The 25,409-nt window shown below is 69.9% G+C and carries 19 protein-coding genes and 8 pseudogenes; 15 read left to right on the forward strand and 12 right to left on the reverse strand.

All coding sequences use genetic code 11. The features are described from left to right. On the forward strand, nucleotides 1–609 hold a 609-nt coding region (locus BIV23_RS34450), incomplete at its 5' end, for a transposase (RefSeq protein ID WP_143079168.1). Here the strand turns inward: BIV23_RS34450 and BIV23_RS34455 are convergent. Beyond that, nucleotides 590–1,717, reverse strand: a pseudogene (locus BIV23_RS34455) (IS256 family transposase); the annotation flags it as partial. The gene BIV23_RS34450 and the pseudogene BIV23_RS34455 overlap by 20 nt on opposite strands. Nucleotides 1,718–2,008: 291 nt before the next feature. Here BIV23_RS34455 and BIV23_RS49140 point away from each other — a divergent pair. Genes BIV23_RS49140 through BIV23_RS53345 form a run of 4 tightly spaced genes read left to right on the forward strand, consistent with a single transcriptional unit; the run spans nucleotide 2,009 to nucleotide 4,385 of the window. Beyond that, nucleotides 2,009–2,260: a helix-turn-helix domain-containing protein gene (locus tag BIV23_RS49140; protein ID WP_218161900.1), complete on the forward strand. Its 252-nt coding sequence runs from the start codon at nucleotides 2,009–2,011 to the stop codon at nucleotides 2,258–2,260. Beyond that, complete coding sequence (locus BIV23_RS34460; RefSeq protein WP_107471356.1) at nucleotides 2,260–2,712, forward strand: DDE-type integrase/transposase/recombinase; 453 nt, start codon at nucleotides 2,260–2,262, stop codon at nucleotides 2,710–2,712. Before BIV23_RS49140 ends, BIV23_RS34460 begins: the two co-directional genes overlap by 1 nt. After that, nucleotides 2,663–4,081, forward strand: coding sequence for an IS30 family transposase (locus BIV23_RS34465; RefSeq protein WP_079173605.1), 1,419 nt, complete (start codon nucleotides 2,663–2,665; stop codon nucleotides 4,079–4,081). The genes BIV23_RS34460 and BIV23_RS34465 overlap by 50 nt, the downstream gene beginning before the upstream one ends. Further along, entirely contained in the window at nucleotides 4,062–4,385 is a 324-nt protein-coding gene (locus BIV23_RS53345; protein ID WP_107471357.1) for an integrase core domain-containing protein, read from the forward strand. Before BIV23_RS34465 ends, BIV23_RS53345 begins: the two co-directional genes overlap by 20 nt. Before the next feature lie 473 nt (nucleotides 4,386–4,858). Here BIV23_RS53345 and BIV23_RS49150 read toward each other — a convergent pair whose 3' ends face one another. From BIV23_RS49150 to BIV23_RS34485, 3 genes are all read right to left on the reverse strand, one after another. Next, the gene (locus tag BIV23_RS49150; RefSeq protein WP_071384931.1) at nucleotides 4,859–5,152 is read right to left on the reverse strand and encodes a hypothetical protein; all 294 of its coding nucleotides are present in this window, start codon (nucleotides 5,150–5,152) and stop codon (nucleotides 4,859–4,861) included. Nucleotides 5,153–5,243: 91 nt separating this feature from the next. Beyond that, a complete protein-coding gene (locus BIV23_RS34480; protein ID WP_245790786.1) occupies nucleotides 5,244–6,467 on the reverse strand; it encodes an FAD-dependent monooxygenase in 1,224 nt (407 codons plus the stop codon). A 1,184-nt stretch (nucleotides 6,468–7,651) separates the two neighbouring features. After that, nucleotides 7,652–7,828, reverse strand: coding sequence for a hypothetical protein (locus BIV23_RS34485; protein ID WP_245790802.1), 177 nt, complete (start codon nucleotides 7,826–7,828; stop codon nucleotides 7,652–7,654). 54 nt (nucleotides 7,829–7,882) lie between these two features. Between BIV23_RS34485 and BIV23_RS47310 the strand changes: the two are divergent. Next, nucleotides 7,883–8,150, forward strand: a pseudogene (locus tag BIV23_RS47310) (helix-turn-helix domain-containing protein); the annotation flags it as partial. Nucleotides 8,151–8,250: 100 nt separating this feature from the next. Continuing rightward, nucleotides 8,251–8,496 (forward strand): annotated as a pseudogene (locus tag BIV23_RS50745) (transposase); the annotation flags it as partial. A 46-nt stretch (nucleotides 8,497–8,542) separates the two neighbouring features. Here BIV23_RS50745 and BIV23_RS47315 read toward each other — a convergent pair. From BIV23_RS47315 to BIV23_RS34505, 3 pseudogenes are all read right to left on the reverse strand, one after another. Next, nucleotides 8,543–9,147 (reverse strand): annotated as a pseudogene (locus BIV23_RS47315) (universal stress protein); the annotation flags it as partial. Nucleotides 9,148–9,602: 455 nt separating this feature from the next. Then, nucleotides 9,603–10,969: pseudogene (locus tag BIV23_RS34500) on the reverse strand (Ni/Fe hydrogenase subunit alpha). Continuing rightward, nucleotides 10,911–11,613: pseudogene (locus BIV23_RS34505) on the reverse strand (NADH-quinone oxidoreductase subunit B family protein); the annotation flags it as partial. The pseudogenes BIV23_RS34500 and BIV23_RS34505, both read right to left, overlap by 59 nt. 621 nt (nucleotides 11,614–12,234) lie before the next feature. On the opposite strand from BIV23_RS34505, the pseudogene BIV23_RS34510 reads away from it, so the two are divergent. From BIV23_RS34510 to BIV23_RS34525, 3 genes and pseudogenes are all read left to right on the forward strand, one after another. Then, nucleotides 12,235–13,752: pseudogene (locus BIV23_RS34510) on the forward strand (heavy metal translocating P-type ATPase); the annotation flags it as partial. Between the two features lie 460 nt (nucleotides 13,753–14,212). Further along, a complete protein-coding gene (locus BIV23_RS34520) occupies nucleotides 14,213–14,671 on the forward strand; it encodes a Crp/Fnr family transcriptional regulator (protein ID WP_071384935.1) in 459 nt (152 codons plus the stop codon). Between the two features lie 44 nt (nucleotides 14,672–14,715). Continuing rightward, the gene (locus tag BIV23_RS34525; protein WP_071384936.1) at nucleotides 14,716–15,369 is read left to right on the forward strand and encodes a CBS domain-containing protein; all 654 of its coding nucleotides are present in this window, start codon (nucleotides 14,716–14,718) and stop codon (nucleotides 15,367–15,369) included. A gap of 42 nt (nucleotides 15,370–15,411) precedes the next feature. On the opposite strand, the gene BIV23_RS34530 is transcribed toward BIV23_RS34525, so the two are convergent. Continuing rightward, nucleotides 15,412–16,014 (reverse strand): Rv1733c family protein, encoded by a 603-nt coding sequence (locus BIV23_RS34530; protein WP_071384937.1) that lies wholly within the window; start codon nucleotides 16,012–16,014, stop codon nucleotides 15,412–15,414. 35 nt (nucleotides 16,015–16,049) lie between these two features. Then, nucleotides 16,050–16,751 carry a CBS domain-containing protein gene (locus tag BIV23_RS34535; protein ID WP_071384938.1) on the reverse strand — a complete coding sequence of 234 codons (702 nt, stop codon included), beginning with the start codon at nucleotides 16,749–16,751 and terminating at the stop codon, nucleotides 16,050–16,052. A 174-nt stretch (nucleotides 16,752–16,925) separates the two neighbouring features. Between BIV23_RS34535 and ppdK the strand changes: the two genes are divergently transcribed. From ppdK to BIV23_RS34550, 3 genes are all read left to right on the forward strand, one after another. After that, on the forward strand, nucleotides 16,926–19,613 hold the full coding sequence (gene ppdK, locus BIV23_RS34540) for a pyruvate, phosphate dikinase (protein WP_071384939.1): 2,688 nt from the start codon (nucleotides 16,926–16,928) through the stop codon (nucleotides 19,611–19,613). A gap of 184 nt (nucleotides 19,614–19,797) precedes the next feature. Then, nucleotides 19,798–20,256, forward strand: a complete 459-nt coding sequence (locus BIV23_RS34545; protein ID WP_071384940.1) for a pyridoxamine 5'-phosphate oxidase family protein — start codon at nucleotides 19,798–19,800, stop codon at nucleotides 20,254–20,256. Nucleotides 20,257–20,698: 442 nt separating this feature from the next. Further along, complete coding sequence (locus tag BIV23_RS34550) at nucleotides 20,699–21,286, forward strand: Rv1733c family protein (RefSeq protein WP_245790787.1); 588 nt, start codon at nucleotides 20,699–20,701, stop codon at nucleotides 21,284–21,286. A 117-nt stretch (nucleotides 21,287–21,403) separates the two neighbouring features. Here the strand turns inward: BIV23_RS34550 and BIV23_RS34555 are convergent. Continuing rightward, nucleotides 21,404–21,757 (reverse strand): annotated as a pseudogene (locus BIV23_RS34555) (universal stress protein); the annotation flags it as partial. A 20-nt stretch (nucleotides 21,758–21,777) separates the two neighbouring features. After that, a complete protein-coding gene (locus BIV23_RS34560) occupies nucleotides 21,778–22,683 on the reverse strand; it encodes a universal stress protein (protein WP_071384942.1) in 906 nt (301 codons plus the stop codon). A 239-nt stretch (nucleotides 22,684–22,922) separates the two neighbouring features. On the opposite strand from BIV23_RS34560, the gene BIV23_RS34565 reads away from it, so the two are divergent. Beyond that, the gene (locus BIV23_RS34565; RefSeq protein WP_071384943.1) at nucleotides 22,923–23,579 is read left to right on the forward strand and encodes a CBS domain-containing protein; all 657 of its coding nucleotides are present in this window, start codon (nucleotides 22,923–22,925) and stop codon (nucleotides 23,577–23,579) included. 116 nt (nucleotides 23,580–23,695) lie between these two features. After that, a complete protein-coding gene (locus BIV23_RS34570; RefSeq protein WP_071384944.1) occupies nucleotides 23,696–24,421 on the forward strand; it encodes a response regulator in 726 nt (241 codons plus the stop codon). A gap of 20 nt (nucleotides 24,422–24,441) precedes the next feature. Here BIV23_RS34570 and BIV23_RS34575 read toward each other — a convergent pair whose 3' ends face one another. Continuing rightward, nucleotides 24,442–25,311: a CBS domain-containing protein gene (locus BIV23_RS34575; protein WP_071384945.1), complete on the reverse strand. Its 870-nt coding sequence runs from the start codon at nucleotides 25,309–25,311 to the stop codon at nucleotides 24,442–24,444. Nucleotides 25,312–25,409 lie beyond the last annotated feature (98 nt).

Genomic DNA, 25,409 nt, shown 5'->3' on the forward strand with positions numbered 1-25,409 from the left:
AATGCGTCCCCGCTACCCGACAAGGTCTACCGCGCCGAAGCCCTCGCAGCCAAGGCCGTCGAGGCCGCGGAGCGCCAGCACACGGCCGTTGCCGGTGAGAAGGCCATCTCCAAGATGGTGCACACCCTGGCGAGGGAGGTGATGGCCCTCAACGAGAAGATCACCGAGACGGACAAGCTCATCGAGGGCCGGTTTCGCGAACACGAACTCGCCGATGTGATCACCTCCATGCCCGGCATCGGCACCACCCTGGGCGCCGAACTGCTCGCCGCCACTGGCGGCAGCATGGACGCGTTCCCCACCCCGGACCGGCTCGCCGCTTTCGCCGGCGTGCCGCCCGCGCCACGAGACTCCGGGCAGGTCAGCGGCAACCTCCACCGCCCCAAGCGATACCACCGACGCCTGCAACGCGTCTTCTACACCTCCGCCTTGGTCAGCATCCGCTGCGACCCCAACTCGCGCCGCTTCTACGACAGGAAGAGAGCCGAGGGCAAACGACACGTCCAGGCCGTCCTCGCCCTAGCCCGTCGACGCGTCAACGTCCTGTGGGCCCTGATGCGTGACCGACGGTGCTACACCGTCACGCCACCAGCCACTCACGCCGCTTGACTTCGAGATTGGGAAGCATCTCGAAGAGCACGGCGGTGACCAGCCGGATGAGCGCGTCGTCGTTGGGAAAGACCTGGACGACGTCGATCCTGCGCTTGATCTCCGTTCACCCGCTCCAACGGGTTCGTCGACTGGATCTTCTTCCACCGCGGTGGGAAGTCCGCGAATGCGGTCAGATCCTCCTTCGCCTCCAGCAGCATCGCTTTGACCTTGGGAAACTGGGCGCCGAGCATGTCCGCGACCGTGTCCAGTTGAGTGCGCACGAGGCCGGCAGTGGGCTGGGTGAAGACCGTGCGGATCGTCGCGGCGACCATCTCACCGGAGTCCCGGTCGATCACGCTGAAGACATTGCGCAGAAAATGAACCCTTGCCAGGCAGCGCCGAGCATGACCTTGCGGACCGCGGCGACCAGCCCGGCGTGCTGGTCGGTGACAACCAGACGGACCCCGGACAGACCGCGCTCACGCAGCGAGCGCAGGAACTCCTTCCAGAACGCCTCGCTCTCGCTGTCGCCGACCATCAGGCCCAGGACCTCACGGTTGCCGTCCTCGGTGATACCGGTGGCGACCACGACGGCCCGCGAGACGATCTGGTGGTTCACCCTCGCCTTGCAGTAGGTCGCGTCCAGGTAGACGTAGGGGAAGCGGACGTGATCCAGCGGGCGGGTGCGAAATGCGGTCAGCGGCTCGTCCAGCGCCGCGCAGATCCGTGAGACCTCCGACTTCGAGATGCCGCTGTCCCCGCCGAGGGCTTTGACCAGGTCATCGGCGCTACGGGTCGAAACACCGTGCACGTATGCCTCCATGATCACGGCGTAGAGGGCCTGGTCGATCCGGCGCCGTCGCTCCAGCGGTGAGGGAAAGAAGCTGCCGGTGCGGACCTTGGGAATCTCCAGGTCCAGGTCGCCGGCCAGCGTGGTCAGCACCTTCTCGCGGTGCCCGTTCCGCGTCGGCGTGTGCTCGTTCCACTCCGCACCGATGTGGGCACTTGCCTCGGCTTCGATCAGCTCCTGCACCATCCGCTCGGCGATGGCGCGGATGAGCTCGATTCCGTCCGTCGAGCGTAGTGACTCAAGCAGCCGTATCAGTTCAGACTGGGACAGGGCCATCGTGCACTCCTCGTGGTTGAACTGGGCGTTCACCAAGGAGAGTTACGCGATGGCCCGCCTCCTGTTGAGGGAGCGGTACTCACCCGTGGAAGTGCGCCCCGGGCAGACGCCCGCGCACTCCCAGCCGCTGATCCCGTACACCACGACGAGGGACACCATCGGAGCGGTTTCGGGCCGAGGCGAGGGGACAAGGACAAGCGCATCCGTGAACTGGAGATGGCGTGATGTGTGCACGCGATTCGTGGCCTTGTGGGTGAAGTAGCTGACACGGACCCGGCCGCAGTGGTCCGGGTGATCAGCAGCTGCAAGGCCGAGCAGAAGATTCCATACCGCACCGCCTGCCGGGCTCTGGGTGTGTCCGAGTCGTGGTTTTACAAGTGGCGGGAGCGGCCTCCGACCTCGTGGGAGACGCGCCGGCAGTGCCTGGCGGAGGACGTCGAGGAGATCTTCCGGGGCTCGGGCGGCACCTACGGATCGCCGAAGGTGTTCATCGAGCTGGTGCGGCGAGGTTGGCAGGTGTGTGTGAATACCGTCGCGAGCTGATGGCCGAGCTCGGTCTGGCCGGACGCAGGGTCCGCCGGCGCCGGTCTCTGCCCAGGCCGGGCAAGGGGCTCGCAGCCCCGGATTTCGTGAAGCGGGATTTCACCGCTGAGGAACCCGACCTCGTCTGGGCGGGTGACATGACGGAGATCGACACCGGCGAGGGCAAGCTCTACCTTGCCACCGTCATCGACTTGTTCTCACGGCGCCTGCTCGGCTACGCGATGGGAACCCGGCACGACGCCGAGCTGGTGGTGGCCTCACTCAACATGGCCGCGGCCACCCGTGGAGGCCACGTTCGCGGCGTGATCATGCATACGGACAGGGGCAGCGAGGGTGGATTCAACTGGTCGTCGCAACACCCTGATCTCGGAGGTGTGCGACGTGGCCACGGCGGACTGGAGTTTGAAGACCAGCGATGTTCCGGAGGGGCGGCGTCGGCAGTGGCGCGCTGACCGTGCGTTGCGGCCGGCGATGCGTTCGCCGGGGCGGCCTGATCCGTCTCGGGTCGTGCAGCGCCAGTTCTGGCGACTGATCGCCACGGGGGTCACGACGGCCGAGGCGTCGCTGGCGGTCGGCGTGTCGTGGCCGGTGGGTGCGAGGTGGTTTCGTCACGCTGGCGGCATGCCTCCGATCTCGTTGGCCGAGCCCTCGGGCCGGTATCTCACGTTCGAGGACCGCGAGGAGATCGCGATCCTCAGGGCGATGAGCAAGGGTGTGCGCGAGATCGCCCGCGCCCTGGGGCGTGACCCCGGGACGATCTCGCGCGAACTGCGCGGCAACGCCGCCACGCGCAGCGGCAAGCAGGAGTACCGCGCGACGGTCGCCCAGTGGAAGGCTCAGCAGGCGGCCAAGCGCCCGAAGAGCGCGAAGCTCCTGGGCAACGACCGGTTGCGTGAGTACGTTCAGGAGAGGTTGTCGGGGAACGTTCACCGGCCTGACGGGACAGTCGCCGCAGGACCGCAGACGCCTCCGTGGAAAGGGCTGAACAAGCCGCACCGGCAAGACAGGCGGTGGGCGACAGCATGGAGCCCGGAACAGATCTCGCACCGGTTGAAGGCCGACTTCCCCGAGGATGAGTCCATGCGCATCAGCCACGAGGCGATCTATCAGTCGCTGTTCATCGAGGGCCGTGGTGCGCTCAAGCGTGAGCTGGTCGCCTGCCTGCGCACTGGGCGGGCGCTTCGAGAGCCTCGGTCAAGGTCACGTAACAGGCCGCAAGGGCATGTCACCGCGGATGTCGTCCTCAGTGAACGTCCTGCAGAGGCCGCAGACCGCGCGGTCCCGGGGCATTGGGAAGGCGATCTGATCATCGGGACGGGCCGGTCCGCGATCGGCACGCTTGTCGAGCGCAGCAGCCGATCCACCCTCCTGGTGCATCTGCCGAGGATGGAGGGCTGGGGCGAGGTGGCGCCCGTGAAGAACGGCCCGGCGTTGGGCGGTTACGGCGCCGTCGCGATGAACACTGCCCTAACGGTGTCGATGACGAAGCTTCCCGAGCAGCTCCGCAAGACACTGACCTGGGACCGCGGGAAGGAACTCTCCGGGCATGCCCAGTTCGCGCTCGAGACCGGGACGAAGGTGTTCTTCGCCGATCCGCACTCGCCCTGGCAGCGACCCACGAACGAGAACACGAACGGGCTGCTGCGTCAGTACTTCCCGAAGGGCACCGACCTGTCCCGGTGGTCCGCCGAGGACCTCGAAGCCGTCGCCCTGGCGATCAATAACCGCCCCCGCAAGATCCTCGGCTGGAAAACCCCGGCCGAGGTCTTCCAGGAGCAGCTACGCTCACTACAGCAGCCCGGTGTTGCAACGACCGGTTGAACTCGCCGAGTACTGCTCCCGGAAGCTCAAGCGAGCCTGCCGCAAGCTGGGCGTCACCCAGTCCATGGACAGAGTTGGATCTTGTTTCGATAACGCCGTGAGCGAGGCGTTCAACAGCGTGCTCAAGGTCGAGTACGTCCACCGTCACACATTCCGCACCCGCACCGAGGCCCGCATCAAGATCGCCACCTGGATCACCGACTTCTACAACACCAGGCGGCTACACAGCGTGTGCGGGTTCAAGAGCCCGATCGGCTACGAACGTGACTATCGGGCCACCCTCGCCGAGGGACTGGCCGCATAGATCGTCTCCACGCTGCGAGGGGATGGACACCCGTGCGAACCCGGTACCACGCCCGCCCCAACCTTGCTCGACCGATTCGAGCGATGGACTACGACTCATCGTGCGAGTGTCTCCGACCGGCCCGACGATCTCAACCAAGATCTCAGCCGCGCTGCTGGGGACGTTCATCCGTACGCGGCTGGGGAGTCGAAGCCGTACTCCGACAAGCGCCAAGGCATCGACGTCGACCAGGACGGTGCCGTGGGTCTTGCCCTTGGGGAAGGCGAAGTCGTCCACCCCGAGTACCTGCGGGCTGCCCGCCGAGCTGGTGGCGGGAGGGTCGGGCAGGGCCATCAGCATGCTGATCAGCGTCACCCGGCTGACTGCCACCGCGAGTACTGTCGCCATCCGGGCTCCAGCCCGGCCGGCCAGATCCATTGCGAGGGTCAGCAACGGGTGATGCAACAGCGGGGTTCTCCGCCCGTAGCGGATGGTCAGGCCCTCGACTTGCTCAACGAGCGTACGACGCCGGCATGTTGGCTGATCGCAGATGAGACGGCGCACCAATAGCCGATGACCACCGGGCGACCGGGGACAGCAGTATCGGCGAGGTGCCGCTGATAGCGGCCGTGGACACGGTGCGCGGCCATGCCGCAGCTGGGGCAGTCCACGGTGCGGTTGTCCGGAGTACGCGCGGTGACGTGCACCGTGCCACTCTCCACGCATACACGCTCCACCAGCACCGTCTTCAGGTGCGGAAACACGATGTCCAAGAGTTCGTCACACATGGGTGACGATGCCAGGTAGATGACGCTCCGTCACGCTCCACAATGTTGCCTGAACCGCTTTCAAGAGCGTCATCAACCCTGTCCGGTGCCCTCACCGCTGGTGCCCCGCCGGTGCCGCCAGGGCCGCCGTGGTCGCGGCCCTCCCGGTGGTGCTGCCCGCGCCGAGGACCCTCTCCCCGCGCCGCAGCGCCAGATACCTCCGCAGGCCCGTGTTGGCTTCTCGTCGCACCCGGCGCAGCACCGGGACCTGGGTGGCCCTGTGCAGCTGGTAGTGCCACGGCGCCTGGGCCCCCTGCCGTACCGACATCGCGTAGGCGAAGTCCACCAGTTCCTGCTCAAGGTAATGGTCGAGATGCTCGAACCAGGCCATGCTCGTGCGGGCCGCGGCCTGCACGGGATGGAGCGCGGCCCGGCGGCGCCTGTCGTAAGCCTGCAAAGCGGCAGGCAGCTCTGCCTCCGTATACAGGCTGTGCGCGAGCTCGATCGCATCCAGCAGCGCCAGCCGGGTGCCCGAGCCCAGGGTGTAGTGGGTGGTGTGGGCGGCATCCCCCAGCAGCACCACGTTGTCGTGGCACCAGGTGGCGTTGCGTACCTCGGTGAAGTGCTGCCAGCGTGCTGGTTCCCCCCGGGACCGGCCAAGCAGCGTGTGGCCGTCCAGAGCGGAGACGAAGACCTGTTCCAACAAGCGCACACCATCGGCGGTATCGAGCGTATCGAGCCCCAACCCCCGCCAGGTCTCTGGGGCGCACTCGACGACGCAGGTGCTGATTTCCGCGCTCGAGGGGTAGGCGTAGAACCAGATCCACCCGGCCGGGGTCGGTTCGAAGGCGAAGGTGAAGCGGGGGAACACCTTGTCGGTGCCCAGCCATATGTAGGGGTTGCGGCCGACTTCCAGGCGGGTGCCGAAGTGGTCGCCGTGCAACTGGCGCACCCGGCTGCTCGCCCCGTCGCAGGCGACGATCAGGTCGGCCTCGGCGAACTCGGCCAGGTCGTCGACCTTGCGACGGTGCTGGACATCCACCCCCAGCTCGGCTGCGCGTCGGGTCAGGATGTCGAGCAGGGATGCGCGGGCGATGCTGTAGCCGTACCGGCCCAGATACACGGTCTCTTCCCCGCGGCGGACCTCCTGGTCCTGCCACAGCGCCGACGCCGCACGCACCGCCTCGGCACTGCCGGGATCGTTGCGGTAGAGGTGGTCCAGCAGGTCATCCCCATACCCCACACCCCAGCCGTAGGTGGCCCCCGGCGGATCACGTTCAATCACAGTAATGTCAAGACCGGCATCCCGGCGCTTGGCCGCGATCGCGAAATACAACGCGCCCGGCCCACCACCGACACACACGATCTTCCTAGCATGTCCCGTCCCGACCGCACGACCGGACGACCGCATCGCGGCTGCGGCACCCCGGCGCGCGGTCAGCGTCGGATTCGGCGTCGGATGGGGGCCGCCCAGCGGCGGGCGGGGGGTCCCGGCCGGCGTCCCCTGCCGGTCGGATCCCTGGAGTAGTGGTCGCATGGGTTCCTCTTCTCTGGATCGAATCTCTGGGTTGACTCGGTGGGTTGGGTCTTGGTGCTTGCAGGTCGGTGTGCGCACCCGAGGATGCAGAAGGGGGCTGGGCCCGCGCCCGGCACCGGGCGCGCGGGTGCGGCGAACTCACACCTCAGGCGTGGCTGCCGCACCCGCGCCCGGGCCTCGGCGATCTGACCGGGGGCTCCTCGTGGCCGGTCAGGCGCCGCCTCGGGGTGCCGCAGGGGTTAGGGCAGTTTCGGTGCCGCTGTCCCCAAGTCGGCTACCCCCAGCCGCCCCAGCCTCCATCGTCACCCCAGCCACCCCAGCCTCCGTGGTGGTGACAGCCACCCCAGCCTCCATCGTCACCCCAGCCACCCCAGCCTCCGTGGTGACCCCAGCTATCGTCGCCCCAGCCGCCCCAGCTGCTGACGCTTGCCACGGTGGCGGCGTGCGTCGTGGCGGGTGCGGCCTGGGCGGCGGCGCCGCCGCCCAGGAGCGCCCCTGCGGCGGTTGCGGTGATGGCCGCGACCTTGGCGATCCTCTTACGCGTTCGAAACATAACCTGTCCCTCTTTCGGTGGATGAGCCTCACTCCGGATCGGTGAGGTCGTGTTTCGAGTAAGCCCGAAGGGGTCATGCGTCGTCACGCCACTGAATGTCGTGACTTGACACCCATAAATGATCTTGATAAGAGTCCGCGTCCCTCCTAGGCCAGCCGGGTACCCAGCCCCGTGACAGCCCTGTCGGCCCTGGGACGAGCCCCTTGAGGCGCCTGGCCCCGCGGACCAACCGGACGGCCGCCGCGACCCCGCCCTCCGCACCGGCCCCGGCGTCTTCGCAACCGCACCGGCGACCGCACCCCACTTCATCGACTCCACCCGCAGCACCGGAACCACCGACCCACCGATGCAACCTGCGCGACTGGACACTGCCCATGGCCACACCAGCACTGCCATCGTCCCGTCCACTCCCCCAGCCCGGTGCGGACGGTCAGTGCTCGGCGGAGAAGATCTCCCGTACCTCGCGGACTGCGTAGTAGACCAGCACGTACCCGGCGGCCGGGTCGGCCCACCACCAGCCGACGGTTGCATTGAGGACCAGGCCGAGAAGGACGGCGGCGGCCAGCAGACCGTCGATCAAGGTGACGCGGCTCTCGGTCTTCAGCACGGTTGTCCAGCGCGGCGCCGGTGCGGGCCTTGCCCGCGGCGAGGGCGAACATGCGGTCGCCCGCCGCGGCCAGGCTTCCCCGACCAGGTTCTGGCCACGGTCCTCCATCTACGGGTTTCCCTGGCCGCGGAACCCCTCGCCGTGCTGTTCGACAGCAGCCGGACCGCCATGCACCGCGCCCTGCTGAAGGTCAGGAGACTACTCAAGGCGCACGGCATCGTTATTCCGTCGGCGACCACCCCACCCCCTGCCCTCGCCGCCCTCCAAGCTCGGGCTCGCCCAGAGCGACGAACCCCACAGCAAGATCAAGACAACGTGTTGATGATCGGTGAGCCCTTAGAAATCCCAACAGAATCCGTAACCAGCCTTGGAATGTTGGTGCCTGATGGGGTGTTAGCCTGCATGTGAGATTGGGTGAGCAGCTGCCCTGGATCGTGTCGGATGAGCTGTGGGGGAGGGTCGAGCCGTTGTTGCCGGTCGTGCCGCGTCGAGCGGATCACCCGGCCCGCAAGCGTCTGGACGACCGGAAGGTGCTGTCAGGCATCCTGTTCGTGCTGTACACCGGCATTCCGTGGGAGTTCCTGCCCCAGGAACTCGGCTTCGGATCCGGCATGACCGGTTGGCGGCGGCTGCGCGACTGGAACGACGCGGGTGTGTGGCAGCGACTGCGCGAGTGATGTGCCCCGGCTTGCATGGAGTCGAGTCGCTGGAGGCCGGAGGCTCGGGCCAGGCGTGGACGACCCGAAGGGCGGCCTTGCGACATGCAGCGGCCTCGAAGGCGAACTCCAACAGCGTGTCGTCCGGATGCCCGATGTCCAGGCCCAGCACCACTGCCCGGAAGGGGCCGCGGCGGACGGCACACCCGACGCACCCATCCAGTGCTCGTCCGCGGCCTGCTCTCCCGCCCGGACCAGCACCACCGGACGCTCGGCGTGCGCCACGACGGACAGGCTCACCGAGCCGACCATGAAGCCGCCGACCCCGCCGAGGCCCCGCGAGCCCAGCACGACAAGGTCGCCGGGACCCGCCGCCTCGCACAGGACATCGGCCACGGTTCCCGCGGGCTGGTCGGTGCACACCTCTATACCGGGGTGACGAAGCCTGACGCCATCCGCCGACTCGTGGGTCAGCTGCTCGGCCCAGTGCCGGTAGGTCTCGGGATCCAGCAACGGGGTCCGGGCCACGAACCTCGGGGTCGGCTCCCAGACGTACACGATCTTGAGAGGCAGGCGACGTAGCAGCGCCTCGCGCGCCGCCCACTCGACTGCGGCCTGGCTCTCGGGTGAGCCGTCGACACCGACCGTGACGGTTCGGGGCATGGTCTCCACCTCCTGGTCGGGGTTCAGGTCTCAGCTTGGCGCCGCGGCACCAGCTCGTTCAGGGGCCACACGGTCCCATCGAGGCACGACCGACCCTCTGCGGTGCGAAGCCGGACGGCTCCTGGCCCGGCGTCGGGCTCCTGACCCACCCGGAAACCAGTCGCCGCCGTCGGCCGACAACTCCTCAAGAAGACCGTCCTGACACGCGACGCGCAGGCAACTGTCCCGCCCGCGACCGTGGGCGCGGCCTGGGCGGTCGGTGTGGTCTCTCCGAGGTCTGCCTGCCGGCCAAGGACGATCTCCGGGACAACCCCGTCACGGACTGCCGCCGACTGCGTCATTCCGTGACGGGGGGTGACGAAGACGGTATGGCCGGCGGTCAGCTCGCTCAGTCACTCCGACATGGCCGACGCATCCTCGGGGTGCCCAGCCGCCGCCCGGCGTCCGCAGCTGTCTCAGCTTCGCTCGACGCTGAGTTTCAGGAAATGGGTGGAGCAGGAGATGCACGGGTCGTGGTTGCGGATCGTTCTCTCGCACAGGGCGGTCAGCTCGGCCTCTGTGGGTTCACCACTGTCGAGGCGTTCCTGGACCATGCGGCGCAGGTCCTCCTCGATGGCGCCCTGGTTCTGCGCGGTGGGAGGGACGAGGCTCGCGTCGGTGAGCGTGCCGTCGGCGTCGATGGTGTAGCGGTGGTACGACAGCCCGCGGGACGACTCGGTGGCCCCATGGCCAGTGGCGGCGCGAGGCGGCACGTCGACGTGCGGGTGTGGCGGCGGCTCGTAGCCATCGTGATGCGCAGAGCCTCGTCGACCGCGTAGAGCGCCTCGACGGCTCGGACGATGATGCTGCGGAACGGGTTGCGGCACACCACGCCCTGGCGCGGGTCGCCGAGCCCGGCATCCTGGTCCGCCTGCACTGCGATTGTCGAGAGCCGACCTCCGCTGATCGCATAGCGTGCGAGCGAGCCGGTCAGATGGCGGCGTCCATCCAGCAGTGAGCGGAGTGCGGTTGAATACGGCACCTGGGTCTCCGCCACGTGCTCACCGAAGTCACGCACGTCGAAGGTGCGGGTGGGCAGCGCCCGGTCGTGGTCGGCGGGCACCCCGGCCGCGCTTGAGGCGGTCATCGCGGTCGGAGTGCCCGATTCGATGGCGTAGGTGCCGGGTTCGGCGAGGGCCAGCAGTTCGTTGTCGCATCCGGCGTCGGGGAAATCGAAGCCGGCAACCCAGCGCACGGTGCGCTCGGCGTCGTCGCGGGCCCGGCGCAGTCGCTCGGCGAGAGGGCGCAGTTCACTGACGGCCGGGACGCGGTGGAAGCCGCCATGGCGGACGTTGACGGGGTGGATCGCCCGGCCGCCGAGGAGTTCGAGAATCGCGTTCCCGGCCTGTTTCAGGCGCAGGCCGCGTTCGATGTCCGCACGCCGGGTGCGCGCCAGGTCGATCGCGCTGTCCGCGCCGAGGAAGTCGGGCGCGTGCAGCAGATAGATGTGCAGGGTCTGGCTCTCGATCCACTCGTCGCAGTACAGCAGTCGGCGCAGTGGGGCCAGTTGGCCGTCTACGACGACTCCGCAGGCGTCCTCGACGGCACGGCAGGCGCTCGTCTGGTAGGCGACCGGGCAGATCCCGCACACCCGCGCGGTGATGTCGGGCGGTTCGGTGTACGAGCATCCGCACAGGAACGCCTTGAAGAAACGCGGGGGTTCGTAGATCTGCAGCCGGGCCTGGTCGACCTCGCCGTCGCGCAGGCTCAGGTGCAGGGCTCCTTCACCTTCGACGCGGGTGAGGGAGCCGATGCGCAACACCTTGGACCGACGGTGTGTCACTCGCCCAGTTCCTTCCGTGAGGCGGCGTCGAACTCGGGGCGGCGGTGTTGAAGGTGCGTAGCACCCGCACCACGTCGAGGGTGTCCATACCGTCACGGCGCAAAAGCGGGACGAAGGCGCGGAAGTTGGTGGAGTCGGACGGGCCGAAGCAGCCGTAGCAGCCGCGCGCGTACGCGGGGCACAGCGCGCCGCAGCCGGCGTGGGTGACCGGACCGAGGCAGGGTGTGCCGTGGGCGACGGTCACACACAATGCCACGCCGTTTGCACTCGAAGCAGACGCTGTGCGCCGGGACGTCCGGGGTGCGGCCGGAGAGGTAGGCGGTGATGACCTCGATCAACTGGCCGCGGTCGATCGGGCAGCCCCGCAGTTCGAAGTCGGCGGGGACGTGGGCGCTGATCGGGGTGGAGGTGGCCAGCGTCCGGATGTAGTCGGGCCTGGCATAGACGAAGGCGCGGAACTCGGCCACGTCGGCGTAATTGCGCAGCGCCTGGACACCGCCGGCGGTCGCGCAGGCACCGATGGTCACCAGCCGGAGCGAGACCTCGCGGATGTACCGGATGCGCTCGATGTCCTGCCCGGTGGTGACCGATCCCTCGACCAGCGACAGGTCGTACGGTCCGGACCCGAGGGCGCTCGATGCCTCCTCCTCCTGGCCGCGACCGGCGCCCGGCTCCTTGTCGACGAGGGCTCGGAGACACTTGCACCTACCTCCTGACCGGGCCGCTTGAACGCAGGCCCCGTCCTTGATGACTCATAGGTAGCGGCTTGAGCTGACGGCCGTGCAAGCCGCACAGTGCGAGGAGTTCGCGAAATGACGCGCCGCGGTGCAAGCAACTGGCCGACGCCGGCCCGGCAGGGTGTGGTGCTGGTGCGCCCGGAGAATCCACGTGCATTGACGCAGACGCGGAAGGCTGTCGGACGGGCGTGCGCCGAAAGGCACTTCGGCGCGTCCGTGCACGGCACTGGCACGGTTCTGGACGTAGCGGTGGTGGAGGGCGCCCGGTCGTACGTCGCGGGTGAGCAGACCGCGCTCCAGCGTGGGCTGTGGGGTCCGCCGACGGCGGTGAACAACGTCGGGAGCCTGGCGGCGTCCCGTGAATCGTCTCCCGAGGCGGTGAGGCGTACGCCCGGCGCGGAGCTCGCGGCGAGACCGGGACGAAGCTGGTCTGCCTGTCGGGACGGTTGGCCCGGCCGGACGCGTACGAGGTCGAGCTGGGTACCGACTGCTGCGAATCGTCACGCCGTCCCACCGGCGGTGGGCTGGGTGGTCGCCGCACTCCGCCAGGGCCGTGCGGGCGTCGGCCTGATCGCGGTTCTCGCTCTCTGCGGCACCCTTGCCGTCCACGAGTACCTGGCCGGGGCGCTGATCGCGCTGATGCCGGCCTCTGGTCGCACCCTGGAAGCGACAACCCGGCGGCGGGCCTCGCACGATCTGCGCGCGCTGCTGGAGCACGCGCCCCGCGCGGCCCGCCGTCGGACAGCGGCCGGTGTCGCCACGCTTCCGCTTGCCGATGTCGTCGAAGGTGACCTGCTCGTCGTGGGTCCGCGTGAGGTCGTGCCGGTCGGCGGACGGGTGGAGGGCGCCGTGGCCACCCTCGATGAGGCCGTACTTCACCGGCGAGTCCCCGAGCGTGGAACGGGTGGCGGGCGACACCTTACGCAGCGGGGTAGTCAACGCGGGCGCCGCCTTCGAACTGCGGGCCACGGCAGCCGAGCGGGACAGCACGTACGCCGGAATCGTGCGGCCGGCCAGGCAGGCCGGTACCGAATCCGCCCCTGTGGTGCGGCTGGCCGACCGTTGCGAGACCTGGTTCCTTGCGCTCACCTCGGCGGTGGCGGGACTGGCCTGGCTGCTCAGTGGCTCGGCGGTGCGGGCGGCCAAGGTACTGGTGGTCACCACTCCGTGTCCGCTGCTGCCGGCCGCTGCGGTGGCCATCGTCTCCGGGATCTCCCGCGCCTCGCGCCTGGGAGTCATCGTGCGCGACGGTGGCGCGCTGGAGAACCTGGGCCGGGCCCGCACTCTGCTGCTCGGCCCGGCACCCTCACCCGCGGGCGGCCTCGCGTCCTCGTCGTGGCCGCCGCACCCGGGTGGCAGCCGGCGGAGGTGCTGAGGCTGGCCGCATCGCCGGACCAGTACCCGCCCCATGTCCTGGCCGAGGCGATCGTCGGTGCCGCGCGTGAACGGAGGCTGGACCTGTCGGTCCCGTCCGATGTGACCGAGGTCCCCGGCCGGGGCCTCGGTCACCGTGGCCGCCACGACGCGTCCGGCGCCCCTCCGGCCTGGACGCTCGCGGCGGACAACCAGGCGCTTCTCGACGGTGCTGCCGTGGCCTGGGTGACCGTCGACAGCTGTCCTGCGGGTGCTGTGCTCCTCCTGGACCCCGTGCGCCCCGACACCCCGCGTACCCTGCGCGCCGCGGGCATCGAGCGGCTGCTGACGCTGACAGACGACCGCGCGGAGCAGGCCCGCGAGGTGGGCGCCGTCCTCGGTCCGGACGACGTCCGCGCCGGCCTCGACCCGACCGACAAGGTCGCCGTCGTCCAGGCCGAACGCGAGCGCGCGGTCACCGCCATGGTGGGCGACGGCGTGAACGACGGCTCCGCGCCGGCCGCCGCCGACGTCGGTGTGGCGATGGGTACGCACGGCTCCACCGCCTCTTCGGCAGCCGCAGACATCGTGCTGACCACCGATCGTGTGGCCCGGCTCGCCGACGCCGTCCTCATCGCCTCACGGGCCCGGCGGATCGCCGTACAGAGCGCCCTGGGCGGGTCGGTGGTCACGACCCGGCGGCGGAAGCCGTCACGGGCCAGTCGGCGCAGGTAGCCGCAGTGGTCGAGGTGCGCGTGGGCGAGCACCAACAGGCGACCAGGGTGCTGGCGGGGCCGTACGGACCGGCCGTGTGCATAGGCAGCACGCTCAGTCGTCATGTTGTCGCGCTCCTCGTGTTCATCGTGGTATTGAGGCCGATCGGCGCTGGTGGGTCGGCGGCGCCGGTGGTGTGCTGGTAGTGGCGGGAAGGACTTGTTGGGATGCGGAGAAGCGGCCGGCAGCCGTGCACCGCGCGATCCGGACCCGCGAGAAGCGGGTGGCCCTTCCCGTCCAGCCTTGCCATGACCAGCGTGCGGGAGCAGCTGGTCCAACGTATGGGCCGAAGAACCCGAGCCGGGTCCGGGCGGCCCGTGGCGCGCGTACGCAAGGGCGCGCACGCTGGGATCAGCAGCCCATGAAGGGAGCCGGTGCGATGACCTCCGCGACCACCATGACCACGGCTCTTGAGCCTGCGCACCGCGAACGGCTGATGGGCCTCGCCCATGAGGTCTCCTTCCCGGCCGGTACCCGCCTGTTCGAGGAGGGCCACCGGGCCGACCGCTTCTGGATCGTGCGCACCGGCACCGTCGCCCTCGACCTGCACGTGCCCGGTCGGCGCCCCGCCGTCATCGAGACGCTCGGACACGGCGAGCTGGTGGGCTGGTCCTGGCACTTCCCTCCGCACATCTGGCACCTCGGGGCCGAGGCGATGAGCCCCGTGCGGGCCTGGGAGTTCGATGCCGAGGCGGTGCTCGCGATGTGCGCCACCGACGCCGAGTTCGGGCGGGCCGTAGCGGTGTGGGTGGGACGCGTGGTCGCTCAGCGGCTGCACGCCTCGCGTGTCCGGCTGCTCGACCTCTACGCCCCGTACGGCAGCGGAAGCCTGACGTGACCGCCCGGGCGCCCGGCCCTGCCAGGGAATTCGAGGAGAAGAGCATGGACAGCAGCCCGCACCGGGTGGGCGACGTGATGACGCGCGCCGCCGTCGCGGTGGGCCGCAAGGCTCTGTTCAAGGACATCGTCGAGCGCATGGAACAGTGGCAGGTCAGCGCCCTGCCGGTGCTGGAGGGTGACGGCCGGGTGATCGGGTTGGTCTCCGAGGCCGATCTGCTGCCCAAGGAGGAGTTCCGGGACAGCGATCCGGACCGGTTCACCCAGCTGCGCCGGCTGCCCGACCTCGCCAAGGCCGGGGCGGTCTGCGCCGAGGAGCTGATGAGCACGCCGGCCGTCACCGTCCACGCGGACGCGAAACTCGCCGAAGCGGCCCGCATCATGGCTCTGCGGCACGTCAAACGGCTGCCCGTGGTGAGCTCCGAGGGCGTCCTCGAAGGCGTGGTCAGTCGCGGTGACCTGCTGAAGGTGTTCCTTCGCCCGGACAACGAACTCGCCGACGAGATCCGCCGTGACATCGTCGACGTCCTCTTCCCGGCGCCGATCGAGCCCATACACGTGATGGTCACCGACGGCGTCGCGACCCTGACCGGGCACGTCGGGGCTTCTGCTCAGGTCGACCTGGCCACGCGCCTGGTCCGGGGCGTGGAAGGCGTCGTGGGGGTGGACTGCCGCCTCACTGCCGCCGACGCGGTGTGACCCCTCAGTGGCATTTGGAGTCAGCGACAGCCGTCGTCAACGTCACCCCTTGCCCCCGCTCCGATTCCGCCACTCGGGGCCGATCCGCTTCCACTCCTGATCCCATTCGGCCAGGCGGCGCACGAGGAGCCGTTCACGGATCAGCCGGCCTCCGGCCCAGACCGTCGCACCGGCCAGCGGTGCCACGAGGGCACCGGTCAGAACCACCTCCAGGGTCGCCTCCGCGCCGCTGGGCGGCGGAGAGACGATCCGGCCGGCGCGGTCCGCCCACACGATGACCCTGCTGCCCGCAGGAGCGCCCGGAAAGACCTTCGCGAGCCCCGTGTGCACCGAGCCGTCCGTGTCCGTCCAGCGCACGATGGCCCAGACCTGGCTGGTGTCGTTGCCGGAACCCCCGGGCGGGGTCTTCGCCGCCTCGTCGGTGAGCACGGCGGACATCGAGTGCACCTGATCCCGCCGCGCGGCGAACGCCGAGTCCATGGCCTGCGCCGCCACGACGCCCGCGAGGACTCCGCCGAGGAAGGCGACGGCCCAGATGAGCAGCACGATCCAGGCCTCGACGACATCGCTGTGGCGCCTGATCGGGTTGCGCCGCCAGCGCCACAGCCGCACCCCGGTCACGGTCGTGGGAGGAGTCCCGGTCATCGGTACGCGCCACCTCTCGCCCGACTCCTACGGTGTCAGGCAGTGGTCGACCGCCGTGGATCCGGCAGGTCCGGGTCAAGATCCGGATGGCGGGGCGGTCCGGTCAGCGCGCAGTGCACGTCCACCACACCGGCCACGGTCCGGGCGAGGTGGGTGGCGAGCGGTATCAGAGCCGTTTCGTGGATCCGGCCGGTCAGCGTGACCACACCGTCCTGTACCTCAACCCGGACGCCTTGCGCATACGTGCCAAAGAGCCGAGCGACGACCTCGCGCCGGACTTCCTCGACGATGTCCGCGTCGTCCCGAAGGAAAATCTTCAGCAGGTCGGACCGGCTCACGATGCCCTTCAGTGTTCCGTTGCGGCCGACCACCGGGAGCCTCTTCACCCTGCTGCGCGCCATCACGCGCGCGGCATGGGCGAGGGTGGAGTCGGGCGCGACGGTGATGGCGGGAGTGGTCATCAGCTCCGCGGCGGTGACCGCGTGCGCTTTGTGGACATCGACTGAACGCCGGACCTGCCCGTACCGGCTGAGATCGCGCTCGCTGAGCTCCTCCTTGGGCAGCAGATCGGCCTCGGAGACCACGCCGACGACACGTCCGCCGTCGTCCAGGACCGGTAGGGCACTGACCCGCCACTCCTGCATGGTCCGCACGATGTCCTTGAACGCCGCCCCGGTGCGCAGGGCGACGACCCTGCGGGTCATCACGTCGTTCACGACGGGGGGAGTGCCGGTCATGGCGTCCTCCAGGGCTTGGCGCCGTACCACGACACCACCAGGCTGCGCCGTCGCGGCGTCCCAGCGTATGGGCCGATCGGCCCGCCTGACGGGACCGAGGGCACCTCCCGGGTGCCCCGCTGCCGTCCCAGGCTGGAAGGGCATCGGATGATCGCGGAGCCGAGGAGTGGCGTCATGGTCCGCTATGCGTACGACTTCCGGAGCGGCAGCCGCGACATGGCCGGCCTGCTCGGCGGCAAGGGCGCGAACCTGGCCGAGATGAGTCGGCTGGGCCTGCCGGTGCCGCCGGGGTTCATCGTCTCCACCGAGGCCTGCCGTGCTTTCCTGACCACCGGTGAGGAGCCCGCGGGTCTGTCGGCGGAGATCTCCCGGTACCTGTCGGCGCTGGAGACAACCACCGGGCGGCTGCTCGGACAGCCGGACGACCCCTTGCTGGTCTCCGTCCGCTCCGGAGCGCGCTTCTCGATGCCCGGCATGATGGAGACCGTCCTGGACATCGGCCTCAATGACGAATCCGTCCTCGGTCTGGCCAAGGTGTCCGGCAGTGAGCGCTTCGCCTGGGATTCCTACCGGCGGCTCGTCCAGATGTACGGCATCACTGTGATGGGCATCGACCCCGCCCTGTTCGACGAGGCCATGGCCTTGCTGAAAGAGGCCCGTCACGCTTCCGACGACCTTCGTCTCGACGCGGGCGACCTGGCCTGGCTCGTGGAAACCTACAAGCGGCTGATCCGCGACGAGGCAGGCCGAGACTTCCCGCAGTCCCCGGCCGAGCAACTGCACGAGGCGGTCCTCGCGGTCTTCCGGTCCTGGAACGCCGAGCGGGCCCGACTGTACCGGCGCCGCGAGCACATCCCGGACGACCTCGGGACCGCCGTCACCGTGCAGCGCATGGTGTTCGGCAACCTCGGTCCTGACTCCGGCAGCGGCGTCGCCTTCACCCGCGACCCGGCCACCGGGCGCCCAGGCCTGTACGGCGACTACCTGCCCAACGCCCAGGGCGAGGACGTGGTCTCCGGCATACGGGACGCCGTACCGCTGGCCGAGCTGGAACACCTCGACCCGGTCTCCTACCGGCGGCTGCGCGATCACGCGCAGACGTTGGAGCGGCACTACCGCGACCTGTGCGACATCGAGTTCACCATCGAGCGCGGGACGCTGTGGATGTTGCAGACGCGGGTGGGCAAGCGCACGGCCGAAGCGGCGTTCGCCATCGCCGCCGAGCTGGTGGAGGAGGGACTCATCAGCGCGGACGAGGGCCTGGCGCGGGTGAGCGGCGACGGGCTCGCACGGCTCATGTTCCCCCGTTTCGACAGCGCCGCCACCGGTGAGCCGCTCGCCCACGGTGTGCCGGCCTCGCCGGGGGCCGCGGTGGGCGCGGCGGTGTTCGATTCGGCGGAGGCCGTACGGCGTGCCGCCGCAGGTGAGAAGGTGGTCCTCGTCCGCGAGGAGACCACTCCCGACGACCTGTCCGGCATGGTCGCCGCGCAGGCGGTGCTGACCGGCCGGGGCGGCAAGACCAGCCATGCGGCCGTCGTCGCCCGCGGTATGGGCAAGGTGTGCGTGTGCGGCGCCCAGGACATCGCCGTCGATGGCGAGGCGCGGCGCTTCACCGGTCGGGACGGCACCGTCATTGAAGAGGGCACCGTCATTTCGGTGGACGGCTCCGCCGGCGTCGTGTACTTGGGGCCGGTCCCCTTGGTCGCTTCCGCGACGATGCGCTACTTGGAGAGCGGCGAGCAGGCCGACAGCGTGGTCTGCGCGGTGGGCCGGGCCCTGGATCACGCCGACTCCGTACGGAGGTTGGAGGTTCGGGCCAACGCCGACACCCCCGAGGACGCGGCGCGCGCCCGGCGCTTCGGGGCCCAGGGCATCGGGCTGTGCCGTACCGAGCACATGTTCCTCGGCGAACGGCGCAAGCTGGTCGAGGACATGATCCTGGCCCGCACGGAGACGGGTCGTGACCGGGCGCTGGCGGCTCTTCTGCCGCTGCAGCGGAAGGACTTCACAGGCCTCCTGCAGACGATGGACGGGCTGCCGGTCACCATCCGGCTTCTCGACCCGCCGCTGCACGAGTTCCTGCCCGACCGCACCGCTCTTGCGGTGCGCATCGCCGCGGCCGAGGCCGCCGGAGAACAACCGGACGCGCACGACGTGGAGTTGCTCAAGGCAGTGAACCGGATGCACGAGGAGAACCCGATGCTCGGCCTGCGGGGCGTGCGGCTGGGGCTGGTGGTGCCGGGACTGGTCACCATGCAGGTGCGGGCGATCGCCGAGGCGGTCGTCGAGCGCACCCGCGCGGGTGGGTCTCCCCGGGCGGAGATCATGGTGCCGCTGGTCGGCGCCGTCGAGGAGCTGCGGCTCGCCCGCGAAGAGGTCATGCGAGTCCTGGCGGAGGTCGGCGAGGAGACCGGGGTCCCCGTCAGGTGTCCGGTCGGCACCATGATCGAGCTGCCCCGGGCCGCACTGACCGCAGGCCGTATCGCCGAGGAGGCGGAGTTCTTCTCCTTCGGCACCAACGACCTCACCCAGACCACCTGGGGCTTCTCCCGCGACGACGTGGAGGCCGCGTTCTTCTCCGCCTATCTCGACAAGGGCGTCTTCGCCGCCTCACCGTTCGAGACGCTCGACCGCGAGGGTGTGGGCCGACTGGTCCGGATCGCGGTCGAGGAGGGGCGCGCGGCACGCCCGGATCTGGAGACAGGTGTCTGCGGCGAGCACGGCGGCGACCCGGAGTCGATCCACTTCTTCCACGCCACAAACCTGGACTACGTCTCCTGCTCACCGTTCCGGGTTCCGGTGGCCCGTCTGGAGAGCGGCCGGGCGGCGCTGACCGGCATGGACGCGAGTGTCAGCAGGTGAGGGGGACGTTCGGGCCCCTTGCTCGACCCGAATGGCACTGGAGAGCAGGTCCGTCATGGACGACGGTGAGAGCAGGAGTGGCGACGGTCCTTCGGGTGCCGCTCCACCCTCGTCGCACCCGACCGTGCACGGGCCAACTGGGTTCGGTCGAGAACCAGTTACTCACCTGCAGAAGAAGCAGCCCATGACCCGCAACCAGTCTCCCACGAACCGGCGCATCGACCTGGACCCTGCCGAGGCGCTGCGGTTGCTGGGCAGCGTATCGCTGGGGAGGATCGTCTTCACCCGGCAGGCCCTGCCCACGGTCCGCCCGGTCAACCACGCCCTGGACAGTGGGGACATCGTCATCCGCACCTACGAAGGCGCGGCTCTGACGTCCCACGCCGAGGAGGCCGACGGCACAGGCGTGGTCGTCGCCTACGAGGCAGACGTCATCGACCCGGACACCCACCTCGGCTGGAGCGTCGTCGTCACAGGTTACGCCCAACTCGTCTCTGACCCGGCCGAACTGGACCGCATCCGGGAGTTGTTGCAGCCCTGGGCACCCATCGAAGGCATGGACCAAGCGGTGCGCATCCGCCCCGAACTGGTTGCGGGTGTCCGCCTGACGGAGTCGAGCGAGACCAGGACGGCACCCGGCTGAGTCGCCGGGCTGTCGCAGCAATCGCTGACCCAGCGATCCGACGTCCTGTCACCACAGTGCCGTGATCGACGCTCACCCGCGCCGCGCGGTCGCCTCCCGCCCGGGGCTCGGTGTGCGCCTTGTCCGCTACCAGCGCTGCCTTTGCGGGTCTCTCACCACCCGCACTGCCGCCTTCGGCCTGAGCGGTGCGCGGAACGCTGCGTTCGAGCCGTCCGGCCCCCATCCCCGGCCGGGCGGTTCCGAACGGCTCGGCACCGGGGCGGTGGGGCTGCGGCGCCTCACCGGGTCACGTCCGCTTCCCCGCGTCCCTCCCGTGGACATCGCCCATGGAGACCAATGGGCCCCGTGGCCCGGTGACCGGGCCCGGGTGGCCCGGCAGGAGGGCCCCCGGCCTCTGTGAAAGCCGCACCTTCGGAGTCACCGTCGAAGGAGTCGTCGCGGCATGGAGGTGTCCGTTATGAGCAGCGGCAAGCGGCTGTGGCGATGGCGGAGCAGTCCCCTGCGGCGGCGTGAGGACGTCATCGAGGCCTGGATCGTCCTGGCAGTCTGGCTGGTCGTGGTGGTCTGTGGCGGCGTTGCCGCACTCGTCACGGACCGCAGCGCCGAGCACGAGTTCGCGCAGCAGCGCACCCACCGGCATCCCGTCAGCGCTGTCCTGCTCACCGACGCACGGCACGGCGTCACCGCGGACTGGTCGACCGACGGCCGTGTCCAGGGAGCCCTGCGCTGGACGGCCCCCGACGGCACCGCTCGTACCGGGCACGCGCTGGTGGACGGCGGCTTGAAGGCCGGGGCTCGGGTGACGGTGTGGCAGGACGACCGGGGCCGGCTCAGTCCGTCGCAGCCGACGGGCCGGGACGAGGGTCATGCCGAAGCCGCGCTCTTCGCCGCCGCGGCGGCCCTCGCCGTCGCAGCCCCGGCCTTCGGCGCGGGCGCCGTCGCGCGAGCGCGGCTCGACCGGCGCCGTATGGCCCATTGGGACCGGGAGTGGGATCTGGTGGGACCGCGGTGGGGCCCCAGGACGGGCTGATCCGCAGGCCCAAGGCCCGCATCGGGCCTGCTGACCGGACACAGCGAGTCCTCGGCACGCAACTCAAGGATGGGGCGAGGTTCATGGACGAGACGCTGCCCCTCGGCCGGATCGCCGGACCATCGCGAGGGCGCTGCGGCTCTCGCGTACCAGGCCGTATTCCGGTTCTTCGGGCAGCACATCGGTGGTGACCTTCACGCCTGGTTGCCGGTGACGGGCCCGCCGCTCGGCGGTCCGGACGATGTCCTCGGCCATCACCTCTTCGGACGGCTTGCCGAGGTCGGCGGCCATGGAAGCGTCCTCGTAGCGCTCCCAGAGCGAGGCGTACACCAGCCGGAGTGACGCCCGGCGCAGGGCGGCCTCGTCGGCTGCCCACTCCACGGCGCGCAGGCTCGGCTCGCAGCCGTCGACGCCGGCGACCACGGGCAGATCCAGAGGCTCCCCGTCGGCCTGTGCGGCTGATGCACTCATGGCTTTCTCCGGAGCGGAGGTCAGCTGTGGGCGACGACCGCGACGGGAGCTGCGATGTGGTGCAGGGCGGAGTGGGCGACATGGCCGATACGGGCACCGAACGACCTGGTGCGGATGCGTCGGCCGACGACCACCAGGGAGGCGTCACGGGAGTCGTTGACGAGAACCTGCGCGGCGCTTCCGCACCGGCTTGCCTCGATCACCTCGACGTCAGGGAACCTCTGCCGCCAGGGCTGCAGCACCTTGCTCAGGAGGGTGGCCTGTCCGCGTTCGAGGGTGTCGTAGAGTTCGGCGTCGCCGGCGAAGCGGTAGAAGGAGGTCGGCGGCTCGGGCCAGGCGTGGACGACCCGCAGGGTGGCCTTCCGCCGCGCGGCGGCGTCGAAGGCGAACTCCAGCAGGGTGTCGTCCGCTTGGTCGGTGTCGAGCCCCAGCACGACGGGCCGGAACGGCGCCGCAGCGGACGGGACGCCCGCCGGATCCATCTCGTGCTCGTCGGCGGCCTGCTCTCCCGCCCGCACCAGCACCACCGGCCGCTCGGCGCGGGCGACCACGCCCAGACTCACCGAGCCCACCATGAACCCCGCCAGTCCACCGAGGGCCCGCGAGCCCAGGACCAGCAGCTCGGCGAAGCCCGCCGCCTCGCACAGGACGTCGGCCGGGGTTCCGGTCAGCTGCTCGGTGATCACCTCGATGCCCGGGTGGCGAAGCCGGATGCCGTCCGCGGACTCTCTCGTCACCTGCTCTGCCCAGTGCCGGTAAGTGTCGGGATCGAGCAGTGGTGTCCTGGCCACGAACCTGGGAGTCGGCTCCGAGATGTACATGATCTTGAGGGGCAGGCCGCGCAGCAGCGCTTCTCGCGCCGCCCACTCGGCCGCGGCCCGGCTCTCGGGCGAGTCGTCGACACCTACGGTGACGGTGCGGGACATGGTCTCCACCTCCCGGGACGAGGGTTCCGACACCAGCGTGGCGTCGGGGCGCCGAGGCAATCAGGGGCCACACGGCCCCATCATGGCCCGACCGACCCACTGCGGCCCGGCAGCGCGCCTCTTGCGGCCCGGAAGCCGCACGGGCCCGTGCGAGGGCCGTGCGGCCCCTGGCACTGCCGCCTGTCCCCGGCACACCCTGGAAGGAGCGGACACCTCATCGAGGCCCTTACGGAGTCACCATGTACGGCACCCGCCACATCGTCAGCGACGTGATGACCCAGACGGTCGCCGCCGTCGGCCGCCGTGCCCCCTTCAAGGAGATCGTGCAGCTGATGCAGGACTGGCAGGTCAGCGCCCTGCCCGTGATCGAGGGCGAGGGCCGGGTGGTCGGCGTGGTCTCCGAAGCCGACCTGCTGCCCAAGGAGGAGCTCCGGGACGACCCCGACGCGGGCTACCTCCAGCTGCGACAGCCCGTCGATGTGGCGAAGGCCGGCGCCCTCATGGCCGACGACCTCATGTCGTCCCCCGCCGTTACTGTCAGGGCCGGCGCCACCCTTGCCGAGGCCGCGCGCATCATGGCGCACGAAGGGGTCAAGAGGCTGCCCGTGGTGGACGACGCAGGGCTGCTGGCCGGTGTCGTCAGCCGGGCCGATCTGCTCAAGGTCTTCCTGCGCGACGACGAGGACATCGCCGAGGAGGTGCGGCGGGAGATCGCCTCGTACCTCTTCCCGCCGCCGTCGTCGGCCGTCCACGTGGAGGTGCACGACGGGGTCGTGACGCTCACCGGCCGGCTCCCCGACACCGCCCTCGTGCCCGTCGCGGCCCGGCTGATCAGGGCCGTCGAAGGGGTGGTGGACGTGGAGTTCGACCTCGCTCAGCACACCGCCGGCCGGTGACCGGAGGCGATATCGTCGTGGTGACCGGGCCGGTCGGCCCCCGTGCGACCGCCGGTGACGATCGGCCTCCTGGGGCAGTCGGCAGTCTTCCATCGTCCGCGAAACGTGGGGTCGCCATGACCGAGATGCGCACCTTCAGCGAGCAGGACCCGATCCGCGTGTTCCTGCTCGACGATCACGAGGTCGTACGACGTGGCCTTGCCGACCTCCTCGACGCGGAACCCGACATCAGCGTCGTCGGCGACGCGGACACCGCCGAACACGCGCTGGTCCGGGGCTTCGCTCTGCGCCCCCACGTAGCCATTCTCGACGTCCGTCTGCCCGACGGCGACGGCATCTCGGTCTGCCGCGAGTTGCGCGACCGGATGCCCGAGCTGGCGTGTCTGATGCTGACCTCGTTCGACGACGAGGACGCCCTGCTGGATGCCATCATGGCCGGCGCGTCCGGATACGTCCTGAAGCAGATCACGGGCTCGGACCTGGTGTCAGCGGTGCGCACCGTGGCCTCGGGGCAGTCGATGCTGGATCCGGCGACAACCGCCCGGCTCATGCGTTCCCTGCGCGCGGACGCGGCCGAGGTCCCCTCCCTGCCGGCGGAACTTGCCGGCCTCTCTCCCCGGGAAAGGGACATCCTCGAGCTGATCGGTGACGGCCTGACCAACCGCGAGATCGGCAAGCGGCTGTACCTGTCGGAGAAGACCGTCAAGAACCACATCTCACGGCTGCTGGCGAAGCTCGGAGTGCAGCGCCGGGTCCAGGCGGCCGTCCTCGCCTCCCACCTCGACCAGCCAAACCCCCACCTGCACGATTCCCACCACGCCGGGAGGCCAGACCCCCGGTGATCGGATGAGAGCGGCCGAACTCAGTCGGCGCTGAGCAGGTTCTTCACCTCGATGACGTCGGCGATCCCCTCGACCTCCGCCACCAGCCGGGCCGTCGTCGCCGACGGCAGCCGGCCCGTCAGCTCCACGATCCCGTCGCGCACGGTGACGGCCACACTCTCCCGGTCAGCCGGTGGACAGCAGGCTTCCAACGTGGCCTGAACCTCCGCCCGGATACCGGAATCATCCCTGATCAGCGCCTGCAACAACGCGTCACGACGCACGACGCCCACGAGTCGGTCGTTGCGATCGGTGACGGGCATGCGCTTCACCCGGGACAACGCGGCGAGCCAGGCGGCCTCGGCCACCGTCGTGCCCGGCAGTACCGTGATCGCGGGACTCGTCATCAGGTCGGCGGCCGTCTCGCCCCGAGCTTTGTCGTGCATCCGGCGTTCGCGCAGTCTGCCGATGCGTCCGGGCCGGTGGCCGGAGGCCTCGAACGCGACTTTGGCCAGCAGATCGGACTCCGAGACGACGCCGACGACATGGTCATCGGTGTCCACGACCGGGAGCGCGCCCACCTGCTCGCGGGCCAGCAGCCGGGCGATGTCGCGATACGCCTGGTCCTCGCAGAGGGAGGCGGCGGGCACGTCCATCACGTCCCGCACCAGTGGCATACCGGGTTCCTGCGGGAGGTCTGGCCGGCGCGTGGGCGTCACGGCCGACGGTGCCCGCTCCTCGGTGTGCGCGTGCTCGGCCGCACTGCCGGAGTGCTTGGCCGCGGCCGAGGCGACCGCACCCAGGTAGCGGAGCAGCGCGTCCTGTCGAGCCGTTTCTCCCGGGCTCCAGGCACCTGCGGGCACACCCTGCCGGGCGTCGGCCCCCGCGCGGAGGTTCTCGTGCGCGCTCACAGCGGCCTCCTGACTCCGTCGAGTCGCCTACCGTCCCATTGTCCCGTTCTCGCCACCCATGCCAAGAGCCGAACGGCCCTGGTGGAACGACGTAAGGG

Origin of the sequence: Streptomyces monashensis (assembly GCF_001866665.1) — a bacterium.
In the GTDB taxonomy this organism is placed as follows: domain Bacteria; phylum Actinomycetota; class Actinomycetes; order Streptomycetales; family Streptomycetaceae; genus Streptomyces; species Streptomyces monashensis.